Raw genomic sequence first — 17,190 nt, 5'->3', positions numbered from 1 at the left:
CGATACGAGACGTTCTCGTATCGAAAATGGGCTACGCTACCTCCATGACGACGACTGCCCCTGCCGTTGCCCCGCCGCGGGTGCCCGAGGCGATACACAAGCGCCGTTGGGCGATCCTCACCGTCCTGGTTTTCAGCCTCCTCGTTGTGGTGCTGGACAACTCCATCCTGAATGTCGCGATGAAGACGATCGCCTCGCCGAAGCCCATCGGCATCGGCGCCACCCAGAGCCAGCTGGAATGGGCGATCAACTCGTACACCCTGGTCTTCGTCGGCCTGCTGTTCACCGCCGGGCTTCTCGGCGACCGGCTCGGCCGCAAGAAGGTGCTGCTCTTCGGCATGGTCATCTTCGGCGCGGGCTCGCTGCTCTGCTCGATGGCGAGCAGCCCGGCTGAGCTGATCGCCTTCCGTGCCGTCATGGGCTTCGGCGGCGCCTTCGTGCTGCCGGCCACGCTGGCCATCATCATGAACGTCTTCGAGCGCGAGGAGCACCCGAAGGCCATTGGCATCTGGTCCGGGGCGGTCGGTCTGGCCATCGCCATCGGCCCGATCGCGGGCGGTCTGCTGCTGGCCCACTTCTGGTGGGGCTCGGTCTTCCTGGTCAACGTGCCCATCGTGGTCGCCGCCCTGATCGGCATGGTCTGGCTGGTGCCGGACTCGCGCGACCCGAAGCCCGGCAAGCTCGACCCGCTGGGCGTGCTGCTCTCGATGGTCGGCCTGGTCGCGCTGATCTACGGCATCATCAAGGGCGGCCAGGACGCCGACTTCGGCGCCACCGAGAGCTGGGCGCCCATCGTCGGCGGTGTGCTGGTGCTGGTGGCCTTCGTGCTGTACCAGAAGCGCGCCGCGCACCCGGTGCTCACCATCTCCTGGTTCCGCAACCGGCACTTCTCCGCCTCGGTCGTCGCCATCGGCCTGGCCTTCTTCGCGCTGATGGGCGTCACCTTCTTCGGCGTCTTCTACATCCAGAGCGTGCGCGGCTACAGCCCGCTCCAGGCCGGCCTGCTGCTGCTTCCGCTGGCCATCGCCCAGCTGATCTTCTCGCCGCGGGCCCGGTTCGTCGTGGACCGCTTCGGCGTGCGGATCACCGTCGCGCTCGGCATGTTCCTGATCGCGGCGGCCTTCGTCGGCTTCATGACGCTGGGCCGCACGACGGGCATATGGGTGCTCGAGGTCGTCGCCTTCGTGCAGGGCGCGGGTATGGCGCTGGTGATGCCGCCCGCGTCGGTCACCATCATGTCCAGCCTGCCCCGGGAGAAGGCGGGCTCGGGTTCCGCCGTCAACAACACCTTCCGCCAGGTGGGCGGCTCGCTCGGCGTCGCGGTGCTCGGTGCGCTGCTGTCGACCTCGTACCGCAACGGCATCAGCGGGCACCTGAGCACCCTGCCGCCCGCGCTGCGCGGTCCGGCGGGCGAGTCGATCGAGGGCACGCTCGGCATCGCCGAGAAGCCGCAGCTCCACGCCTCCGCCCTGGTCGACCCGGCCAAGGACGCGTTCGTCCACGCCATGCACGTCACGGCGCTCGGTGCGGCGGTCGCGGCGGTGCTCGGCCTGATCGTCGCGGTGGCCTTCCTGCCCGGCAAGGCCGCGTCCTACGGCGGCGCGATGGCGCCGCGCGCGGCGGGCACGGACACCTCCGAGCCTGCGGGCTCCGAGGCAAAGGCCCAGGCGGCCGCGGACGCTACCGGGGCTCAAGCCGAGTGAGGGAGGATGGGGCGGTGAGCAGCAGCGCGGGCAAGGCCGAAGCCGTGGACAGTGAGTTCGAGGACTTGATCGGTCGCGAGCTCGGCCGCCGGCGTCCCGCCGCCCCACCCTCCGCCCCCGACGCGGCCGCGCGACCGGTGCCTGCGCCGGTGCCGGTGCCGGTGCCGGCCAAGCGTGGTCGGCCGCGCAGCGAGGCGGTCGAGACCTCGATCGTCGAGGGCATGCTCCGCCTGCTGGCCAAGGGTTCCAGCCTGGCCAGCCTCACCGTCGAGGCGATCGCCGCCGAGGCGGGCGTCGGCAAGGCGACGATCTACCGCCGCTGGTCCGACAAGGACGCCCTGCTGCTGCACCTGCTGACGCAGCTGGAGTCCAAGATCGACCCGATCTGCGAGCTCCCCACGCTGCGCGAGACGCTCATCGCGGCCGTCGACAGCATCCGGCTCAACGCCGTGAACCGCCGCTCCGGCAGCGATCTCGCCATGATCGGCGCGGAGATCCGGGCCATCCCCGACCTCTACGGCCGGTACCACGAGACGGTCATCGAGCCCCGCCGCAGGGCGCTGCGCGAGCTGGTCCACGCGGCCCAGCTGCGGGGCGAGCTGCGCGACGACATCGACCCGGACCTGCTCGGTGAGCTGGTCGTCGGCCCGATGCTGTCCCGCGCCGTGCTGCACCCGGACGCCTCCATCGACGACCCGACGCTGGCGGCCACGATCGTCGACGCGGTGCTGGAGGGCGTCGCGATCAAGCCCGCGACCAAGCCCGAGGTCTCATCGAACACTCACCCGGTTCACGACAACGCCGACGGAACCTGAGGTCTGCTGGGGCGCGTCTCCTCACCCATAGGCTGAGTCCCGGCAAACGGGACCGATCCGGGCAAAGGTGAGGAACGGCACATGCTTCGCGGTTTTCGGGGGAACCACTGGCGCGGCCGGGACGGCAAGGGCCGTTCCACATGGCGTCGCGGCTGGGTCCTGGCCGTGCTCGCACTGCTGCTCGCCTGCGTCCTCGCCTTCCACCGGCAGATCCCGGACGACTTCGGGAACTTCGGCAGCCTGATCGAGACCTTCCTGCCGTGGTTCGGCCTGGCCGTCCCGGTCCTGCTGGTCCTCGCGCTGCTGCGCCGCTCCGCGACAGCGCTGGTCGCTCTGCTGGTGCCCGTGGTGATCTGGTCGGTCCTCTTCGCCCCGCTGCTGCCCGACAAGAGCGGCGGCTCCTACGACTTCACCGCCGTCCAGCACAACATCGACGCGAACAACACGTCCGTCGCGAGCACGACGCGGACGCTGATGCAGGCCGATCCGGACGTCATCTCCCTGGAGGAGATCACCGGGCCCGCGCTTCCGACGATCAGCCAGGTGCTGGACGGCACCTACCGCTACCACGTCGTCGAGGGCACGGTCGGCCTCTGGTCCAAGTACCCGCTGACCGACACCGGTCCCGTCGACATCAAGATCGGCTGGACCCGGGCGCTGCGGGCGACCGTCCACGCCCCGCAGGGGGAGCTGGCGGTCTACGTCGCCCACATGCCGTCCGTCCGCGTCCACTTCGACGGCGGCTTCACCGCCAACCAGCGCAACCGCAGTGCGGAGGCGCTGGGCGAGGCGATAAGCCACGAGTCGCTCACGCGGGTGTTGCTGCTGGGCGACATGAACGGCACGATGAACGACCGCGCGCTGGCCCCCATCACCATGCAGCTGCGCTCCGCGCAGGGCAGCGCGGGCGCGGGCTTCGGCTTCTCCTGGCCCTCGTCGTTCCCCTCGGCCCGGATCGACCAGATCATGTCCCGCGGCATCACCCCGACGGCAGCGTGGACCCTCCCGCAGACGGGCAGCGACCACCGGCCGATCGGCGCGCACTTCGAGCTGTGAGAACCCTGAGGTAGCTGCAGCTGCCTCGACTGCCTAGTGCTCGCGCCAGCGGTTGGTGATGGGCTGGCGGCGGTCCCTGCCGAAGTTCCTGACGCTGATCTTCGTGCCCGGCGGGTACTGCCGGCGCTTGTACTCCGCCGTGTCCACGAGCCGGATCACCCGCTCGACCAGCGGCGGGTCGTAGCCCTCGGCGACGATCTGCGCGCGGCCCAGATCCCGTTCCACGTACGCCGTCAGGATCGCGTCCAGGGTGTCGTAGTCCGGCAGGGAGTCCGTGTCGACCTGGCCGGGGCGCAGCTCCGCGGACGGGGGCTTGGAGATGGTGTTCTCCGGGATCGGCGGCGTCTCGCCGCGCTCACGGGCGATCTCGTTGCGCCACCGGGCGAGCCGGAAGATCAGCGTCTTGTAGACGTCCTTGATCGGGCCGAACGCGCCGACCGAGTCGCCGTAGAGGGTGGAGTAGCCGACCGCCAGCTCGCTCTTGTTGCCGGGGGCGAGGACGATGTGGCCCTCCTGGTTGGAGAGGGCCATCAGCAGCGTGCCGCGCAGGCGCGACTGGAGGTTCTCCTCCGCGAGGCCGGTGAGGCCCAGCGAAGCCATGTAGGCGTCGAACATCGGCGCGATGGAGACCGTGCGGAAGTTCAGGCCCGTCCGGCGGGCCAGCTCCGCGGCGTCGTCCCGGGAGTGCTCGGAGGAGTACGCGCTCGGCATGGAGACGCCGTAGACGTTCTCGGCGCCGATCGCGTCCACGGCGATCGCGGCGACGAGCGCGGAGTCGATGCCGCCGGAGAGGCCGATCAGCACCGACTTGAAGCCGTTCTTGCGCACGTAGGCGCGGACGCCGCAGATCAGTGCGGCGTAGACCTCCTCCAGCTCGGCCAGGGGCGCGGCCTCGCCGGGCACGACCGGCGCCTCGGGAGCGGGAAGCGGCTCCTCGGACAGCACGGAGCGCCTGATCTCCAGGCCGTCGGCGACGATCCGCGTCGCGCCGTCCACCGCCGCGGTGGCGGCGGGCAGGTCGAGGTCGATCAGCAGGCACCCCTCCTCGAACTGCGGGGCGCGCGCCAGCACCGTGCCGTCGGTCTCGACGACGACGGACTGGCCGTCGAAGACGAGCTCGTCCTGGCCGCCGATCAGGTTGACGTAGGCGAGCGTGCAGCCGGCCTCGGCGGCGCGCCTGCGGACCAGGGCCAGGCGCTCCTCGCCGCGTCGCGCCTCGTAGGGGGAGGCGTTGATCACCAGCAGCAGCCCGGCGTCGGCCTGGCGCGCGGCCTGGACCCGGCCGCCGTCCTGCCAGATGTCCTCGCAGATGGCCAGCGCGACGTCGACGCCGTGCAGGCGGACGACGGGGAGGGTGTCGCCGGGGACGAAGTAGCGGAACTCGTCGAAGGTGCCGTAGTTGGGCAGGTGGTGCTTGGCCATCCGGGTGACGACCTCACCCTGGTGGAGCACGGCGGCGCAGTTCTGCGGGGAGCCGGCGGGCAGGCCGAGCCGCGGGGTGTCCTGGAGGGACTTGCCGAGATAGCCGACGACGACCGGGACCGCGCCCAGGCCCTCCGCCTTAAGCCGCGTCGCCAGGGCGACCAGCGCCGAGCGCGACGCCTCGATGAAGGACGGGCGCAGCGCCAGGTCCTCGATGGGATAGCCGTTGAGCGCGAGCTCGGGGAAAGCGACCAGATGGGCGCCTTGCTCCACGGCGTGACGGGTCCAGCTGACGATCAGCTCGGCGTTGCCGTCGATGTCGCCGACGACGCTGTCGATCTGGTTCAACGCGAGGCGCAGGCTTGGCATACCCACAGAGTAATCGTCTCTCCGACGAGATGTGCGGTGACCCGTTGGCTGATGAGATAGATGCTCTGATATGACCTGAATATAGATGTATTGACGGTATGTCCGAAATAAAGGTACTTTCGAGCTCCTGGGCGAGGGTGCGAGTACGTACGAACTCCCGAAAGAGCCCGCAAGAGGGGATGGACCTCGTGGACCAGACCGAGCGACAGGACACCGCTCCTTGGGCGGTGCGCCGACCGCCCCGCTCCGACGCGGATCTGAGGGAACGTCCGGCCCGCGCCGCGCTGCCCGGCTGGGCGGCTCTGCTCGTGGCCCTCGCCGCCGTCGTCCTCGCCCTGCTGGTGCAGGCCCGGCGTGTCGCCGGGCTGCCGCCCTGGGTCCCCGGCGGCCGGACCCTGCACGGCACCGGCCCGGTCGTCCCGGAGCACCCGGCCGTGGCGCTGCTGGCGCTCTGCGGCGCGGTCGTGGTGGTCGCCGTCTCCGGCCTGATGGCGAACCCGCTGGGCACGGCCCGGGTGCTGAGCCGGTGGGGTGGCTACCGCGGCACGGTGCGCCGCACCGGGCTGCTCTGGGTGAACCCGCTGCTGAAGCGCCGTCCGATCGACGTGCGGATCCGCCACTGGCGCAGCGAGCCGATCTTCGCGACCGACCGCGAGGGCTCCCCGATCACCGCCGAGCTGATCATCGTCTGGCAGGTCAGGGACACCGCCCGGGCCCGCTTCTCCGTCGACGACCATGGCCGTCATCTGGCCCTGAGTGCGGAGTCGGTCTTCGCCCGGACGGCCTCGACGCTGCCCTGCGACAGCTTCGCCAGCCCCGGCCCCTCCCTGCGCGACGGGCAGTGGCTGGGCGGCGAGCTGACCCGCCTGCTCGGTGCGGAGATGGCCCCGGTCGGCGTCGCCGTCTACTCCGTCCAGGCCGTCGGCCTCGGCTACCGCGCCGACTTCGCCGACAGCATGCGCCGCCGCAGGCTCGCCGAACTGGACGCGGGCACCCGCGAGGTCGTCGTCGGCGACGCCGTCGAGACCGCGACGCTGACGCTGCGCCGACTCGAGTGCTCCCAGGGGATCGCGCTCGACGACACCTTCCGCGCCGCGCTGACGCGGGACCTCGTGACGGCCTTCCTGTCCGTGCCGGTGCCGGGCCACGGGGCGGGCGCCCGGGCGGCGGAGACCGCCGGAACGGCAGGGGACGGGACCGGCAGGGTCGACGCGGGCGCCGGTTCTTCCCCGGTCTCCGATCCGGCCCGCACCCCCGCTCCCGGCTCTGCGCCCGCGCCCGCTCCCGTGGTCGCCGACCGTCCGGCCCCCGCGCCCGCTCCCGTGGTCGCCGACCGTCCGGCTCCCGGCTCCGGGCCCGCGCCCGCTCACGTGGTCGCCGACCGTCCGGCTCCCGGCTCCGCGACCGCGGTCCCGGGCGCCGGACGCGCGGACGAGGCGGGTCGGCACCCCGTCCTGCTCCGCTCGGCGACCGCCCTCTCCTCCCGTAGCCGCCTGCTGCCGGACGGCCGCTCGCGCGTCGCGGAACCGTCCCCGGCCGCGCCCGGCGGCTCCCCGGCGACGCCGTCCGCGCCTTCCGCGCCGTCCGCGCCGTCCGCGGCATCCGCGGGGTCCGCGCCCCCCGCGCCGCGTCCGGAGCCCGTCGCAGACCTTCCGTGACGCCTGCCGCCGCATCCTCCGAACCACCGCGAACCGCCGCCGAGGAACGAGAAACGGAGTCCGTGCGCCATGACCGCCTTCGCCGAGCTCGACCTGGACACAGCCGTCTGCGCCTGTGCCTACTGCGGCGACCGCCGCCGTACGACTGAGGCCGCGTCACCGGGCGGCGCCGCCCGTGAGCGGCGCGCCCCCGGCCGCCCGCTGTTCCGCGCCGCCGCGACCACCGCGATGCTCGCGGTCGGGGGAAGCGCGGCCCTGATAGCCGCGCCCGCAGCGAGCGCCGAACCGGCGCTCGCGCACGCGGGCTGGGACGGACACCGTTACTGGTTCCGCGCCGAGGGCGAGTGGCGGTGGACCACCCACTACGCCGTCTACCTGCGCCACGTCGGGAGCGGGGGCGACAGCGGCGGAGCGAGCGCGACCGGCGGCATACGCCAGGGCTGGGACGGCGAGCGGTACTGGTTCCGCAAGAACGGCGAGTGGCGCTGGACGACGCACTATGCGATCTACCTGAAGTACGCGGGCCACGGGCACCCGGTTCCGGGGCCCGGCCCGGGCGATCCGAACCCCGACCCGTCCCCGTCCCCGAACCCGAGCCCGGTGCCGACGCCGGGACCCACGCCGGGACCGGTCACGGCAGGCATCGAGGCGGCGATCGGCTTCGCCGAGGCGCAGCTCGGCAAGCCGTACGTCTGGGGCGGCGACGGCCCCTACGGCTACGACTGCTCGGGCCTGGTCCAGCAGGCCTTCTTCCGCGCCGGGATCAAGCTTCCGCGCGTCGCCGCCGACCAGTACCGGGCGACCACCCCCGTCGCGCCCGGCCGGCTGCGCCGCGGCGACCTCATCTTCTGGTCCTCCAGCAGCCGCTCCAGCGGCATCCACCACGTGGCGATCTACCTGGGCGGCGGCCGCTACATCGAGGCCCCGCACCGAGGCGCGGACGTGCGGATCTCCGTCCTTTCCAGCGGCTACTACCCGGACTTCTTCGGCCGCGTCTCCTGAGCGATTCCGCCGGGCGAGCGGCGTTCGTCAGCTGATCATCCCGGCAGGCCCACAATCTGCACTTATCTGCGATGATGCGAACAGTGGGCCTGGCGGGCGACGCGTGCGCTTCGGGCTTCCGCGCTTAACGCATCCGTAAACCGCAGAGGTGAGACTGTAGCCATGGGCAAGCAGCAGGAGTTCGTGCTCCGCACTCTCGAAGAGCGAGACATCCGTTTCGTCCGGCTCTGGTTCACCGACGTCCTCGGATTCCTCAAGTCCGTCGCGGTTGCACCGGCCGAGCTCGACCAGGCCTTCGAGGAGGGCATCGGGTTCGACGGCTCCGCGATCGAGGGCTTCGCCCGCGTCTACGAGTCCGACATGCTGGCCAAGCCGGACCCGGGCACGTTCCAGATACTGCCGTGGCGCTCGGAGGCCCCGGGCACGGCCCGCATGTTCTGCGACATCCTCATGCCGGACGGCTCCCCGTCCTTCGCCGACCCGCGCTACGTGCTCAAGCGCACCCTGGAGAAGGCCTCCAGCCTCGGGTTCACCTTCTACACCCACCCCGAGATCGAGTTCTTCCTTCTCAACAATCTCCCGGGCGACGGCACCCCGCCGCTGCCGGCGGACCAGTCGGGCTACTTCGACCACACCCCGCGCGGCGTCGGTCACGACTTCCGCCGCCAGGCCATCACCATGCTGGAGTCCATGGGCATCTCGGTGGAGTTCAGCCACCACGAGGGCGCCCCGGGCCAGCAGGAGATCGACCTGCGCTACGCCGACGCGCTCTCCACGGCCGACAACATCATGACCTTCCGCCTGGTCATGAAGGAGGTCGCGCTCGAGCAGGGCGTCCACGCGACGTTCATGCCGAAGCCCTTCTCCCAGCACCCGGGCTCGGGCATGCACACCCACCTGTCCCTCTTCGAGGGCGACCGCAACGTCTTCCACGAGGCGGGCGCGGAGTACCAGCTCTCCAAGATCGGCCGCTCCTTCATCGCCGGCATCCTCCGCCACGCGGCGGAGACCTCCGCGATCACCAACCAGTGGGTCAACTCCTACAAGCGCATCTGGGGCGGCAGCCAGCGCGCCGCGGGCGCGGGCGGCGAGGCCCCCTCCTACATCTGCTGGGGCCACAACAACCGCTCGGCCCTCATCCGGGTCCCCATGTACAAGCCGGGCAAGCAGGGCTCCACCCGCGTGGAGGTCCGCAGCCTCGACACCGGCTGCAACCCCTACCTGGCCTACTCCGTCATCCTCGCCGCAGGCCTCAAGGGCATCGCCGAGGGCTACGAACTCCCTCCGGGCGCGGACGACGACGTCTGGGCCCTCACCTCCCTGGAGCGCCGCGCCCTCGGCATCGAGCCCCTCCCGCAGAACCTCGGCGAGGCCATCGACCTGATGGAACGCAGCGAACTCGTCCGCGAGACCCTGGGCGAGCACGTCTTCGACTTCTTCCTGCGCAACAAGCGCCAGGAGTGGGAGGAGTACCGCTCCGAGGTCACCCCGTTCGAACTGCGGCGCGGCCTCCCGGTGCTGTAACGGCACGTCAAGAACCTCGAACGACCGTACAACGGGCGGGTGCCCGGCGGATGTTGTCCGCCGGGCACCCGCCCGTTTCGGCCTGCACGCGACCTCCGGGCCGTCCGCGGGCCGTGAACCCGGAACTCAGATGAACGGCCCGGCCAGCAGCGACACCAGGTCGGGAGCGGCGCAGAGTTCGAGGCCGCGGAGGGACGGGGCGAGGACGCAGCAGCCCGCTGTACCCGGCGTAGACGAGGGTGACCTCGCGCGCGGGAGGCGATGGCGAGGTCGGCGCCGCTGCGGTCGAGGGCGTGGGGAGCAGGAACGTGATGCCGTCGCGGAGGGCAGGGAACGGCGCGAGTGCGGACGCGACGTCAGCCGCCGGGCGGTCGAAGAACTGGTGCTCGGGCCGCTGGCGACGCTCCTCGTAGTCCTGCGGCCACGACGGGAGACGCCCGCGGTGCAGTTCACGTCCTTCTCCGGCGCGGTTCGGGTGTTCGAAGGACGTAGGGTCGGGGAGGATCGTGTGCGGGAGATCCTCGAGGGTGCGGACTGCGGCGGCGCGGAGGCGAGTGGCGTTGGAGACGGAGCGCGGCGGGTCGCGGCGGAGCAGCCCGGTCGGAAGGCTGGTGCGGCGCGGCTTCACCGACCCCGAGACCGCCGCGGCGCGGCTCGCCGAGCCGGCGCTGGCGGCGCACGCCGCCGACAGCGTGCTGCTGGACGCCCTCGCGGCCACCGCCGATCCCGACCAGGCGCTGAAGGGCCTCGCCGGGCTCGTCGAGGCCTGCGGCGACGAGGCCGAGCGGCACGCCCTGCTCGACACGCTCACCACCGCCAAGCCGCTGCGCGACCGCCTCCTCGGCGTCCTCGGCGCCAGCGCCGCGCTGGGGGAGCACCTCGCCCGGCACCCTCACGACTGGCACGAGCTGGTCACCTTCGAGCTGCACGACATCCACCCTGGGCCGGAGGAGTTCATTCGGCGGCTCTACCAGCACATCTGGGAGGAGCAGCCCGGCATCCCGCGCGCGGACGCGCTGCGCACCGGCTACCGTCGCCTGCTGCTCAGCATCGCCGCCCGGGACCTCACCGGCACCGCCGACCTCGGGCAGACCGCCGCCGAGCTGGCCGACCTCGCCGGGGCGACGCTGCAGGCGGCCCTCGACATCGCGGCCGAGGAGGACCCGGACGCCGCCCGTGCCTGCCGGCTCGCCGTGATCGCGATGGGCAAGTGCGGCGGGCGGGAGCTCAACTACGTCTCCGACGTGGACGTCGTCTTCGTCGCCGAGCCCCGCGACACCGCGGACCACGAGCCGGGCGACTCCGACGCGGCCCTGAAGGCCGCCACCCGGCTGGCCTCGCGCATGATGCGGCTCTGCTCGGACAGCACCCGGGAGGGCACGATCTGGCAGGTCGACGCGAACCTGCGCCCGGAGGGCAAGAACGGGCCGCTGGTCCGCACCCTCGCCAGCCACCTCGCCTACTACCAGCGCTGGGCCAAGACGTGGGAGTTCCAGGCCCTGCTCAAGGCCCGCCCTGTCGCGGGCGACGCCGAGCTCGGGCGGGAGTACCTCGACGCTGTCACGCCGATGGTCTGGCAGGCCTCCCAGCGTGAGAACTTCGTGCAGGACGTGCAGCAGATGCGCCGCCGCGTCGTCGAGGCGATCCCGGTCGGCGAGGTCGAGCGCGAGCTCAAGCTCGGCCCCGGCGGGCTGCGCGACGTCGAGTTCTCGGTGCAGCTGCTACAGCTCGTCCACGGACGCACCGACGGAACGCTGCGCAGCGCGACCACGCTCACCGCTCTCGCCGACCTCTCCGCCGGCGGGTACGTCGGCCGCGCCGACGCCGCCGCCCTCGACAGCGCCTACCGGTTCCTGCGCACCCTCGAACACCGCATCCAGCTGTTCCAACTGCGCCGCACCCACCTGGTGCCGACCGGCGAGCAGGACCTGCGCCGCCTCGGCCGTTCCCTCGGGCTGCGCGCCGACCCGGTCGCCGAGCTGCTCGCCGAGTGGAAGCGCCACGGGCGCGAGGTGCGGCGCCTGCACGAGAAGCTCTTCTACCGTCCGCTGTTGGACGCCGTCGCCCATCTGGACCTGGACGAGGTCGGCCTCACCTCCCGCCTGGACGGCAACGCGCTCAGCGCGGAGGCCGCGCAGGCGCGCCTGGCCGCGCTCGGCTACCGGGCGCCCGTCGACGCGTTCCGGCACCTGCAGGCGCTCGCCACCGGCGTCAGCCGCCGCGCCGCGCTGCAGCGGACGCTGCTGCCGGTGATGCTCGGCTGGTTCGCGGAGTCCGCCGACCCCGACGCGGGCCTGCTCGGCTTCCGCAAGGTCTCCGACAGCCTCGGCTCCACCCCCTGGTACCTGCGGCTGCTGCGCGACGAGGGCGCCGCGGCCGAGAACCTGGCCCGGATCCTCTCGTCCGGCCGCCTCGCCCAGGACCTGCTGCTGCGCGCGCCGGAGGCGGTCGCGCTGCTCGGCGACTCCGACGGCCTGGACCCGCGCTCCCCGCAGATGCTGGACCGCGAGGTCGCCTCCGCGGTGGGCCGCGCCGACGACGCGCCCGCCGCGGTCGCGGCGGCCCGCTCGGTACGCCGCCGGGAGCTCTTCCGCACCGCGGCGGCCGACGTGCTGGGCCGTCTGGGGGACGCCCCGGCCGAGTCCGTCGAGGCGGCCGGGCTGGCCCTGACCGGCCTCAACCGCGCCACCCTCGCGGGCGCGCTGGCGGCGTGCGTCGCCGCGGCGGAGGCGGCCGCGGGCGAGCCCCTGCCGACGCGCCTCGCCGTCATCGCCATGGGCCGCTTCGGCGGCGACGAGCTCGGCTACGGCTCGGACGCCGACGTCATGTTCGTCCACGACCCGCTGCCGGACGCCGACGAGTCGAAGGCGAGCAACGCCGCCCGTCAGGTCTTCGAGGAGCTCCGCCGGTTGCTGCAGCTGCCTTCGACGGAGCCGCCGCTGCAGATCGACGCGGATCTGCGGCCGGAGGGCCGCCAGGGGCCGCTGGTGCGCACCATCGCCTCCTATGCGGCCTACTACCGACGGTGGTCGCACACCTGGGAGAGCCAGGCCCTGCTGCGGGCCAAGCCGGTCGCCGGCGACACCGGGCTGGGACAGGAGTTCGTCGCCCTGATCGACCCGCTGCGGTACCCGGCGAAGGGGCTGGACGCCGACGAGCGGCGGGAGATCCGCAGGATCAAGGCGCGGGTGGAGGCCGAGCGGATGCCGCGCGGCGCGGATCCGACCACCCACACGAAGCTGGGGCGCGGCGGGCTCGCCGACGTGGAGTGGACGGTGCAGCTGCTGCAACTGCAGCACGGTCACACGGTCCCGGAGCTGCGTACGACGCGCACGCTGCGGGCGCTGCGCGCGGCGGTCGGGGCGGAGCTGCTGGACGCGGACGCGGCGGATGCGCTCGCCGCCGCGTGGGTGCAGGCGACGCGGGTGCGCAACGCGGTCATGCTGGTGCGGGGTCGCGCGGGCGACAGCTTCCCCGCGGAGCCGCGGGAGCTGGCGGGCGTCGCCCGCTACCTCGGCTACGCCGAGGGCCACGCGGGCGAGATGGTCGACGACTACCGCAGGACGGCCCGGCGCGCCCGCGAGGTGATGGAGCTCGTCGTCTACGGCGAGTAGCCCGTCAGGGCCGCGAGAAACTGCGTGACAAGCCACCCACCCAGGTAGAGCCCCGAACGCGCGGGGACATCCCCACGCGAGTGGTTCCTCGCGCAGTTCCTCGCGCCCCTGGACGGGTGCAATCGTGTGGGAGAGCGAATCGGACCCTGTCGCGCCCACGCGGCGGCGCCGTACATCCAGAGCCCCGCGCCCCTGGATAGTGCAACCGGGCGTGGTTGCCCAGCTCAGCGCGTCGCGCCGACCGGCTGGGGCTCGGATTCGGGTTGGGGGACGGGCGCGGGGGCGGCCTTCGGGAAGCTGTAGGGCCAGCGGCGGTAGACCAGGCGGGAGGTGCCGAGGCCGATGAACGTGCAGCACGCGCCCGCGATCGCGTCCATGAAGAAGTGGTTCGCCGTCCCCACGATGACGATCAGCGTCGTCAGCGGGTAGATGACGCCGAGCGCCCGCACCCACGTGCGCTTCGCCAGGAAGAAGATGGTGACGCCGCACCAGAGGGACCAGCCGATGTGCATGGACGGCATCGCCGCGAACTGGTTCGAGACGTGGGCCATGTCGCCGGAGGCCATCGAGCCCCAGGTGTGGTGCTTCTCGACGGTGTCGACGAATCCGCCGTCGGTCATCAGGCGGGGTGGCGCGAGCGGATAGAAGTAGTAGCCGAACAGCGCGAAGCCGGTGGTCACGAAAAGTGAGAGACGGGCGGCCGCATAGCGCCCGGAATGGGCCCGGAACAACCACACCAGAACCGCGATTGTGACGATGAAGTGGAGGGTCGCGTAGTCGTAGTCCAGGCCCGTGATCAACCATGTGACGGAGTCGAGGCCGTGGTTGATGGAACGCTCCACATCGATGTGAAGCATCTGTTCGAGTGACCAGATGTCGTGGGCATTCCGCTGCGCGCGGGCCTCCATCTCCGGGACCGCGTTGCGGACCATGGAGTAGATCCAGTAGCTCACGGCGATCAGCAGCAGCTCGATCCAGAGGCGGGGGCGGCCCGGTGAATGGAAGTGGCCGCGCACCGACCAGAGCAGGTTGCCCACGGGCCTCCTGTTGCTGGTGCGTGCTCCTGTTGCCTTCCCCATGGGTGAGTAGTCTGCCATGCGGCCTGGGGTCTCCTGATCACCCTCTGGTCGGGGATTCGTCGACCGAAATACCCCTCAGGTCTTAGTGGACCAAATACCGGGAGCCGTCGCCCCTCGGGGCGACGGCTCCCGCGCCGGTCACGTTGCGTTATTTCCAGCTGTCGTCGAGGGTGACCGCGCCGGAGGAACCGGTCGTGTAGGTCCGGTTGGCACCGGACTCCCAGGTGACGTTCCCGGCGGAGTCGATCACGATGTACTTGTACTGGAAGTTCGTGTTCGGGGAGATGCTCAGGGTCGTAGACCAAACGGGGTAATTCGCGGAGGAGAGCGGGACCGCCTTGGTCGGGTCCCAGAAGCCGAGCGCGCCGACGCTGCCGACGACATAGACGTGCTGACCCGTGACGGTCGTCCTGGTCTCGTCGAAACTCACTCCCACGGGGCTGGTCGCCGGGGTGTTCCAGGTGTCGGTGAGTGTGGCGCCGCTCGTGCCCGTGGTGGCGTTGCGGTTGCCGCTCGACTCCCACTCCACCGTTCCGTCGGGGTCCTTCTTGATGTACTTGTACTGGAACGCGGTGTCGGCCGGCAGGGAGACCGTGGCGGACCAGACCGGGTATGCGGCCGAGGAGAGCGGCACGGCGTTCGCGGTGTTCCAGTCGCCGAGGGCGGGGAGCGAGCCCACCACGTAGACGTTCTGGCCGTACCAGGTGCTCGCGTTTGCGTCGAAGGTCTCGCCGACGGCCGCGACGGAGCCGTTGTAGCTGTCCGTCAGCGCCGCGGTGGCGCCCGCGCCGGTGGTGGCGGCGTGGTTGGCGCCAGGCTCCCACGTGACGTTCCCCGAGGAGTCCCTCTCGACGTACTTGTACTGGATCGCCGTGGACTGCGGCAGGACCGCCGTGACGGTCCAGGTCGAGCCGGACTGCGTCATCGGCAGCGCCGAGGCGGGCGCCCAGCCGCCCAGGCCGGCGATGGAGCCCACCAGGTACATCGGGGCGCTGCTCGGAGCGCCGCTGACGGTGAAGGTCTCCGCGACGGTCCCGGCCGGCGCGGTGGCGGTGGCGGTGGCCGAGGGGGAGGCCGTGGGAGACGCGGACGCCGAAGCCGAGGCGGAGGCCGTCGGGGTCGGCGTGCCGGTGGACGTCGAGGACGAGATCGCGTAGAGCGCGACCGCGTCCTTGGCCGCGACCGAGACAGTCGCGTCGCCACTGGCGTCCACGGCGACGGTCGGACCGGAGCAGGCGCCCGTTGCGGCGGTGTAGTTCCCGTGGATGACGTCGCAGTAGGCGCCCGCCGGCAGGCCGGTCTGGAAGGTCCGGGTCTGCGTGGCGTTCTCGTTGTTGAGGGTGATCCACGCCTTGTCGCCGCGTGAGAAGGCGATCAGGTTGGAGCCGTCGTCGTACCAGTTGGCCACCGCGGCGCCCTGGGCCGCGTTGTGCCAGCCGACCATGTTCGCGACGCCCTGGATCCGGTCGGTGCAATACCACCCGTTCGAGCAGTCGGTGGCGGTGACGTAGCCGCTGCCGTCGGCGGGCGGCGAGTCGTCGGTGCTGTTCCAGGTGAAGCCGGAGTAGACCGAGGGCTGGACGCCGTAGCCCCAGGCGAGCATGAACTCGTTGGCCAGGGTGAAGGTGGCGCCGTTCTTGTAGCTGAGGGTACTGCCGTTGCGCTCGGTGTCGTGGTTGGCCACCATCGCGCCGTCGGCGGCGCCCGGCTCCAGGCCCCAGGACTGGCCGAAGGTCCTGAGGTTGGCGATGCTGCCGGTGAACTGGTTCTTCAGGTTGTCGGCGTAGTCGAAGCCGATGACGCTGCCGTTGCTCTCGAAGGCCGAGGGCGCGAGGTTGCCGCTGCCGCCGGGGTAGACCTCCTGGAGCACGTAGGGGCGCTGCCCCCACTGCGTGTTGTTCAGCCGCGACTCGATGTTGGCCATGTCGGACTGGTTGATGTGCTTGGCCGAGTCGACGCGGAAGCCGTCGACGCCGTAGCCGATCAGCTTGTCGAGGTAGCCCGCGATCTTCGACCGGACGTCGTCGGTCTCGGTGTGCAGGTCGGCCAGGTTCTCCAGGTCGCACTCCTGGACCTGGGTCTGGCTGTTCCAGTCCTGGATCGACAGGTCCGCGTTCGGGCAGTCGGCGGGTGAGGTGTGGAAGTCGGCCGAGGTGTACGGGACCTCGCCGTAGCTGCGGGAGGAGACGTTGAAGCTGTCGCCGCCGTAGGAGTCGGTGCTGGTCTGGTCGGTGCCGGACATGTGGTTGATCACTGCGTCCACGTAGACCTTGACTCCCGCGTTGTGGCAGGCCGTCACCATCGCCTGGAACTGCGCCTCGGTGCCCATGCGGCTGTTCAGGTCGTAGCCGACCGGCTGGTAGATCTCCCACCACGGGTGGGAGCCGGAGAGGCGGATCGAGTCCTGGGGCGGGGCCACCTGGACCGCGCCGTAGCCCTTGGGCCCGAGGACGTTCGTGCACTCCGAGGCCACCGAGGGCCAGTTCCACATGAACAGGTTGGCGATCACGTCACCGCCGTCGGGAGCGCTGGCATGAGCCGTGCCGGCGGTCAGCGTGAGGGGTACGAGGGTGCCGGCGGCGAGCAGGGCGCCGGACGCGAGCAGGGCGCGCCATCGGCCGGTTTCTCTCGGCATCTGCGTCTCCGTAAAGGAGTTGGGTGGGGTGGTGGTGCGGAGATGGTGCCGACGAGAGACTGTGCGCCTTTCAAATCCTGAGCGTCAAGGCATCTGTGGAAACATTTTCAGCATCTTGCTGAAACATCTTGCGGCAGTTTGCGGTCGCCAGTAAGTTCTGGCTCGCCTCACCGACGAGCCGCCCCCAGGAGGGACACGCGTGGCCATCAGACCCGAGCGATCACGATGGAAGAGCCTGCTCGTCACCGCCGCGTTGCTCACCCCGGCCGCCGTCGCGGCCGGTCCGGCGGCCGCGGCCGCGCCCGCGCAGGCG

General features: G+C 71.5%; 10 protein-coding genes. 7 read left to right on the top strand and 3 right to left on the bottom strand.

From position 1 onward, the window contains the following. The first annotated feature begins 44 nt into the window (after positions 1-44). From TR48_RS21880 to TR48_RS21870, 3 genes are all read left to right on the top strand, one after another. Positions 45-1,703, top strand: coding sequence for an MFS transporter (locus TR48_RS21880; protein WP_042370007.1), 1,659 nt, complete (start codon positions 45-47; stop codon positions 1,701-1,703). A 14-nt stretch (positions 1,704-1,717) separates the two neighbouring features. Next, the gene (locus TR48_RS21875; RefSeq protein ID WP_052442874.1) at positions 1,718-2,518 is read left to right on the top strand and encodes a TetR/AcrR family transcriptional regulator; all 801 of its coding nucleotides are present in this window, start codon (positions 1,718-1,720) and stop codon (positions 2,516-2,518) included. Between the two features lie 81 nt (positions 2,519-2,599). Beyond that, the gene (locus TR48_RS21870; RefSeq protein ID WP_042370005.1) at positions 2,600-3,574 is read left to right on the top strand and encodes an endonuclease/exonuclease/phosphatase family protein; all 975 of its coding nucleotides are present in this window, start codon (positions 2,600-2,602) and stop codon (positions 3,572-3,574) included. A gap of 33 nt (positions 3,575-3,607) precedes the next feature. Here the strand turns inward: TR48_RS21870 and TR48_RS21865 are convergent, their stop codons facing one another. Continuing rightward, the gene (locus tag TR48_RS21865) at positions 3,608-5,365 is read right to left on the bottom strand and encodes an NAD+ synthase (protein WP_042370003.1); all 1,758 of its coding nucleotides are present in this window, start codon (positions 5,363-5,365) and stop codon (positions 3,608-3,610) included. A 188-nt stretch (positions 5,366-5,553) separates the two neighbouring features. Here TR48_RS21865 and TR48_RS39105 point away from each other — a divergent pair, with 188 nt between their 5' ends. The 4 genes from TR48_RS39105 to TR48_RS21845 all read left to right on the top strand — a co-directional run bounded on the left by TR48_RS39105 (position 5,554) and on the right by TR48_RS21845 (position 13,163). Beyond that, on the top strand, positions 5,554-7,023 hold the full coding sequence (locus TR48_RS39105; RefSeq protein WP_161789882.1) for an SPFH domain-containing protein: 1,470 nt from the start codon (positions 5,554-5,556) through the stop codon (positions 7,021-7,023). Between the two features lie 69 nt (positions 7,024-7,092). Beyond that, positions 7,093-8,025, top strand: a complete 933-nt coding sequence (locus TR48_RS39100) for a C40 family peptidase (protein ID WP_052442872.1) — start codon at positions 7,093-7,095, stop codon at positions 8,023-8,025. 162 nt (positions 8,026-8,187) lie between these two features. After that, complete coding sequence (glnA2, locus tag TR48_RS21850) at positions 8,188-9,549, top strand: gamma-glutamylpolyamine synthetase GlnA2 (RefSeq protein WP_042370001.1); 1,362 nt, start codon at positions 8,188-8,190, stop codon at positions 9,547-9,549. Between the two features lie 554 nt (positions 9,550-10,103). Beyond that, positions 10,104-13,163 carry a bifunctional [glutamine synthetase] adenylyltransferase/[glutamine synthetase]-adenylyl-L-tyrosine phosphorylase gene (locus TR48_RS21845; protein WP_042369999.1) on the top strand — a complete coding sequence of 1,020 codons (3,060 nt, stop codon included), beginning with the start codon at positions 10,104-10,106 and terminating at the stop codon, positions 13,161-13,163. Positions 13,164-13,387: 224 nt separating this feature from the next. Here TR48_RS21845 and TR48_RS21840 read toward each other — a convergent pair whose 3' ends face one another. After that, positions 13,388-14,260: a phosphatase PAP2 family protein gene (locus tag TR48_RS21840; protein WP_084729642.1), complete on the bottom strand. Its 873-nt coding sequence runs from the start codon at positions 14,258-14,260 to the stop codon at positions 13,388-13,390. Between the two features lie 130 nt (positions 14,261-14,390). After that, positions 14,391-16,877 carry a carbohydrate-binding module family 20 domain-containing protein gene (locus tag TR48_RS21835; RefSeq protein WP_042369995.1) on the bottom strand — a complete coding sequence of 829 codons (2,487 nt, stop codon included), beginning with the start codon at positions 16,875-16,877 and terminating at the stop codon, positions 14,391-14,393. Between the last annotated feature and the right edge of the window lie 313 nt (positions 16,878-17,190).

Origin of the sequence: Streptacidiphilus neutrinimicus (genome assembly GCF_000787815.1) — a bacterium.
In the GTDB taxonomy this organism is placed as follows: Bacteria; Actinomycetota; Actinomycetes; order Streptomycetales; family Streptomycetaceae; genus Streptacidiphilus; species Streptacidiphilus neutrinimicus.
The sequence above is the reverse complement of the archived record's forward strand: the minus strand, read 5'-3'. Positions and strand labels throughout refer to the sequence as shown.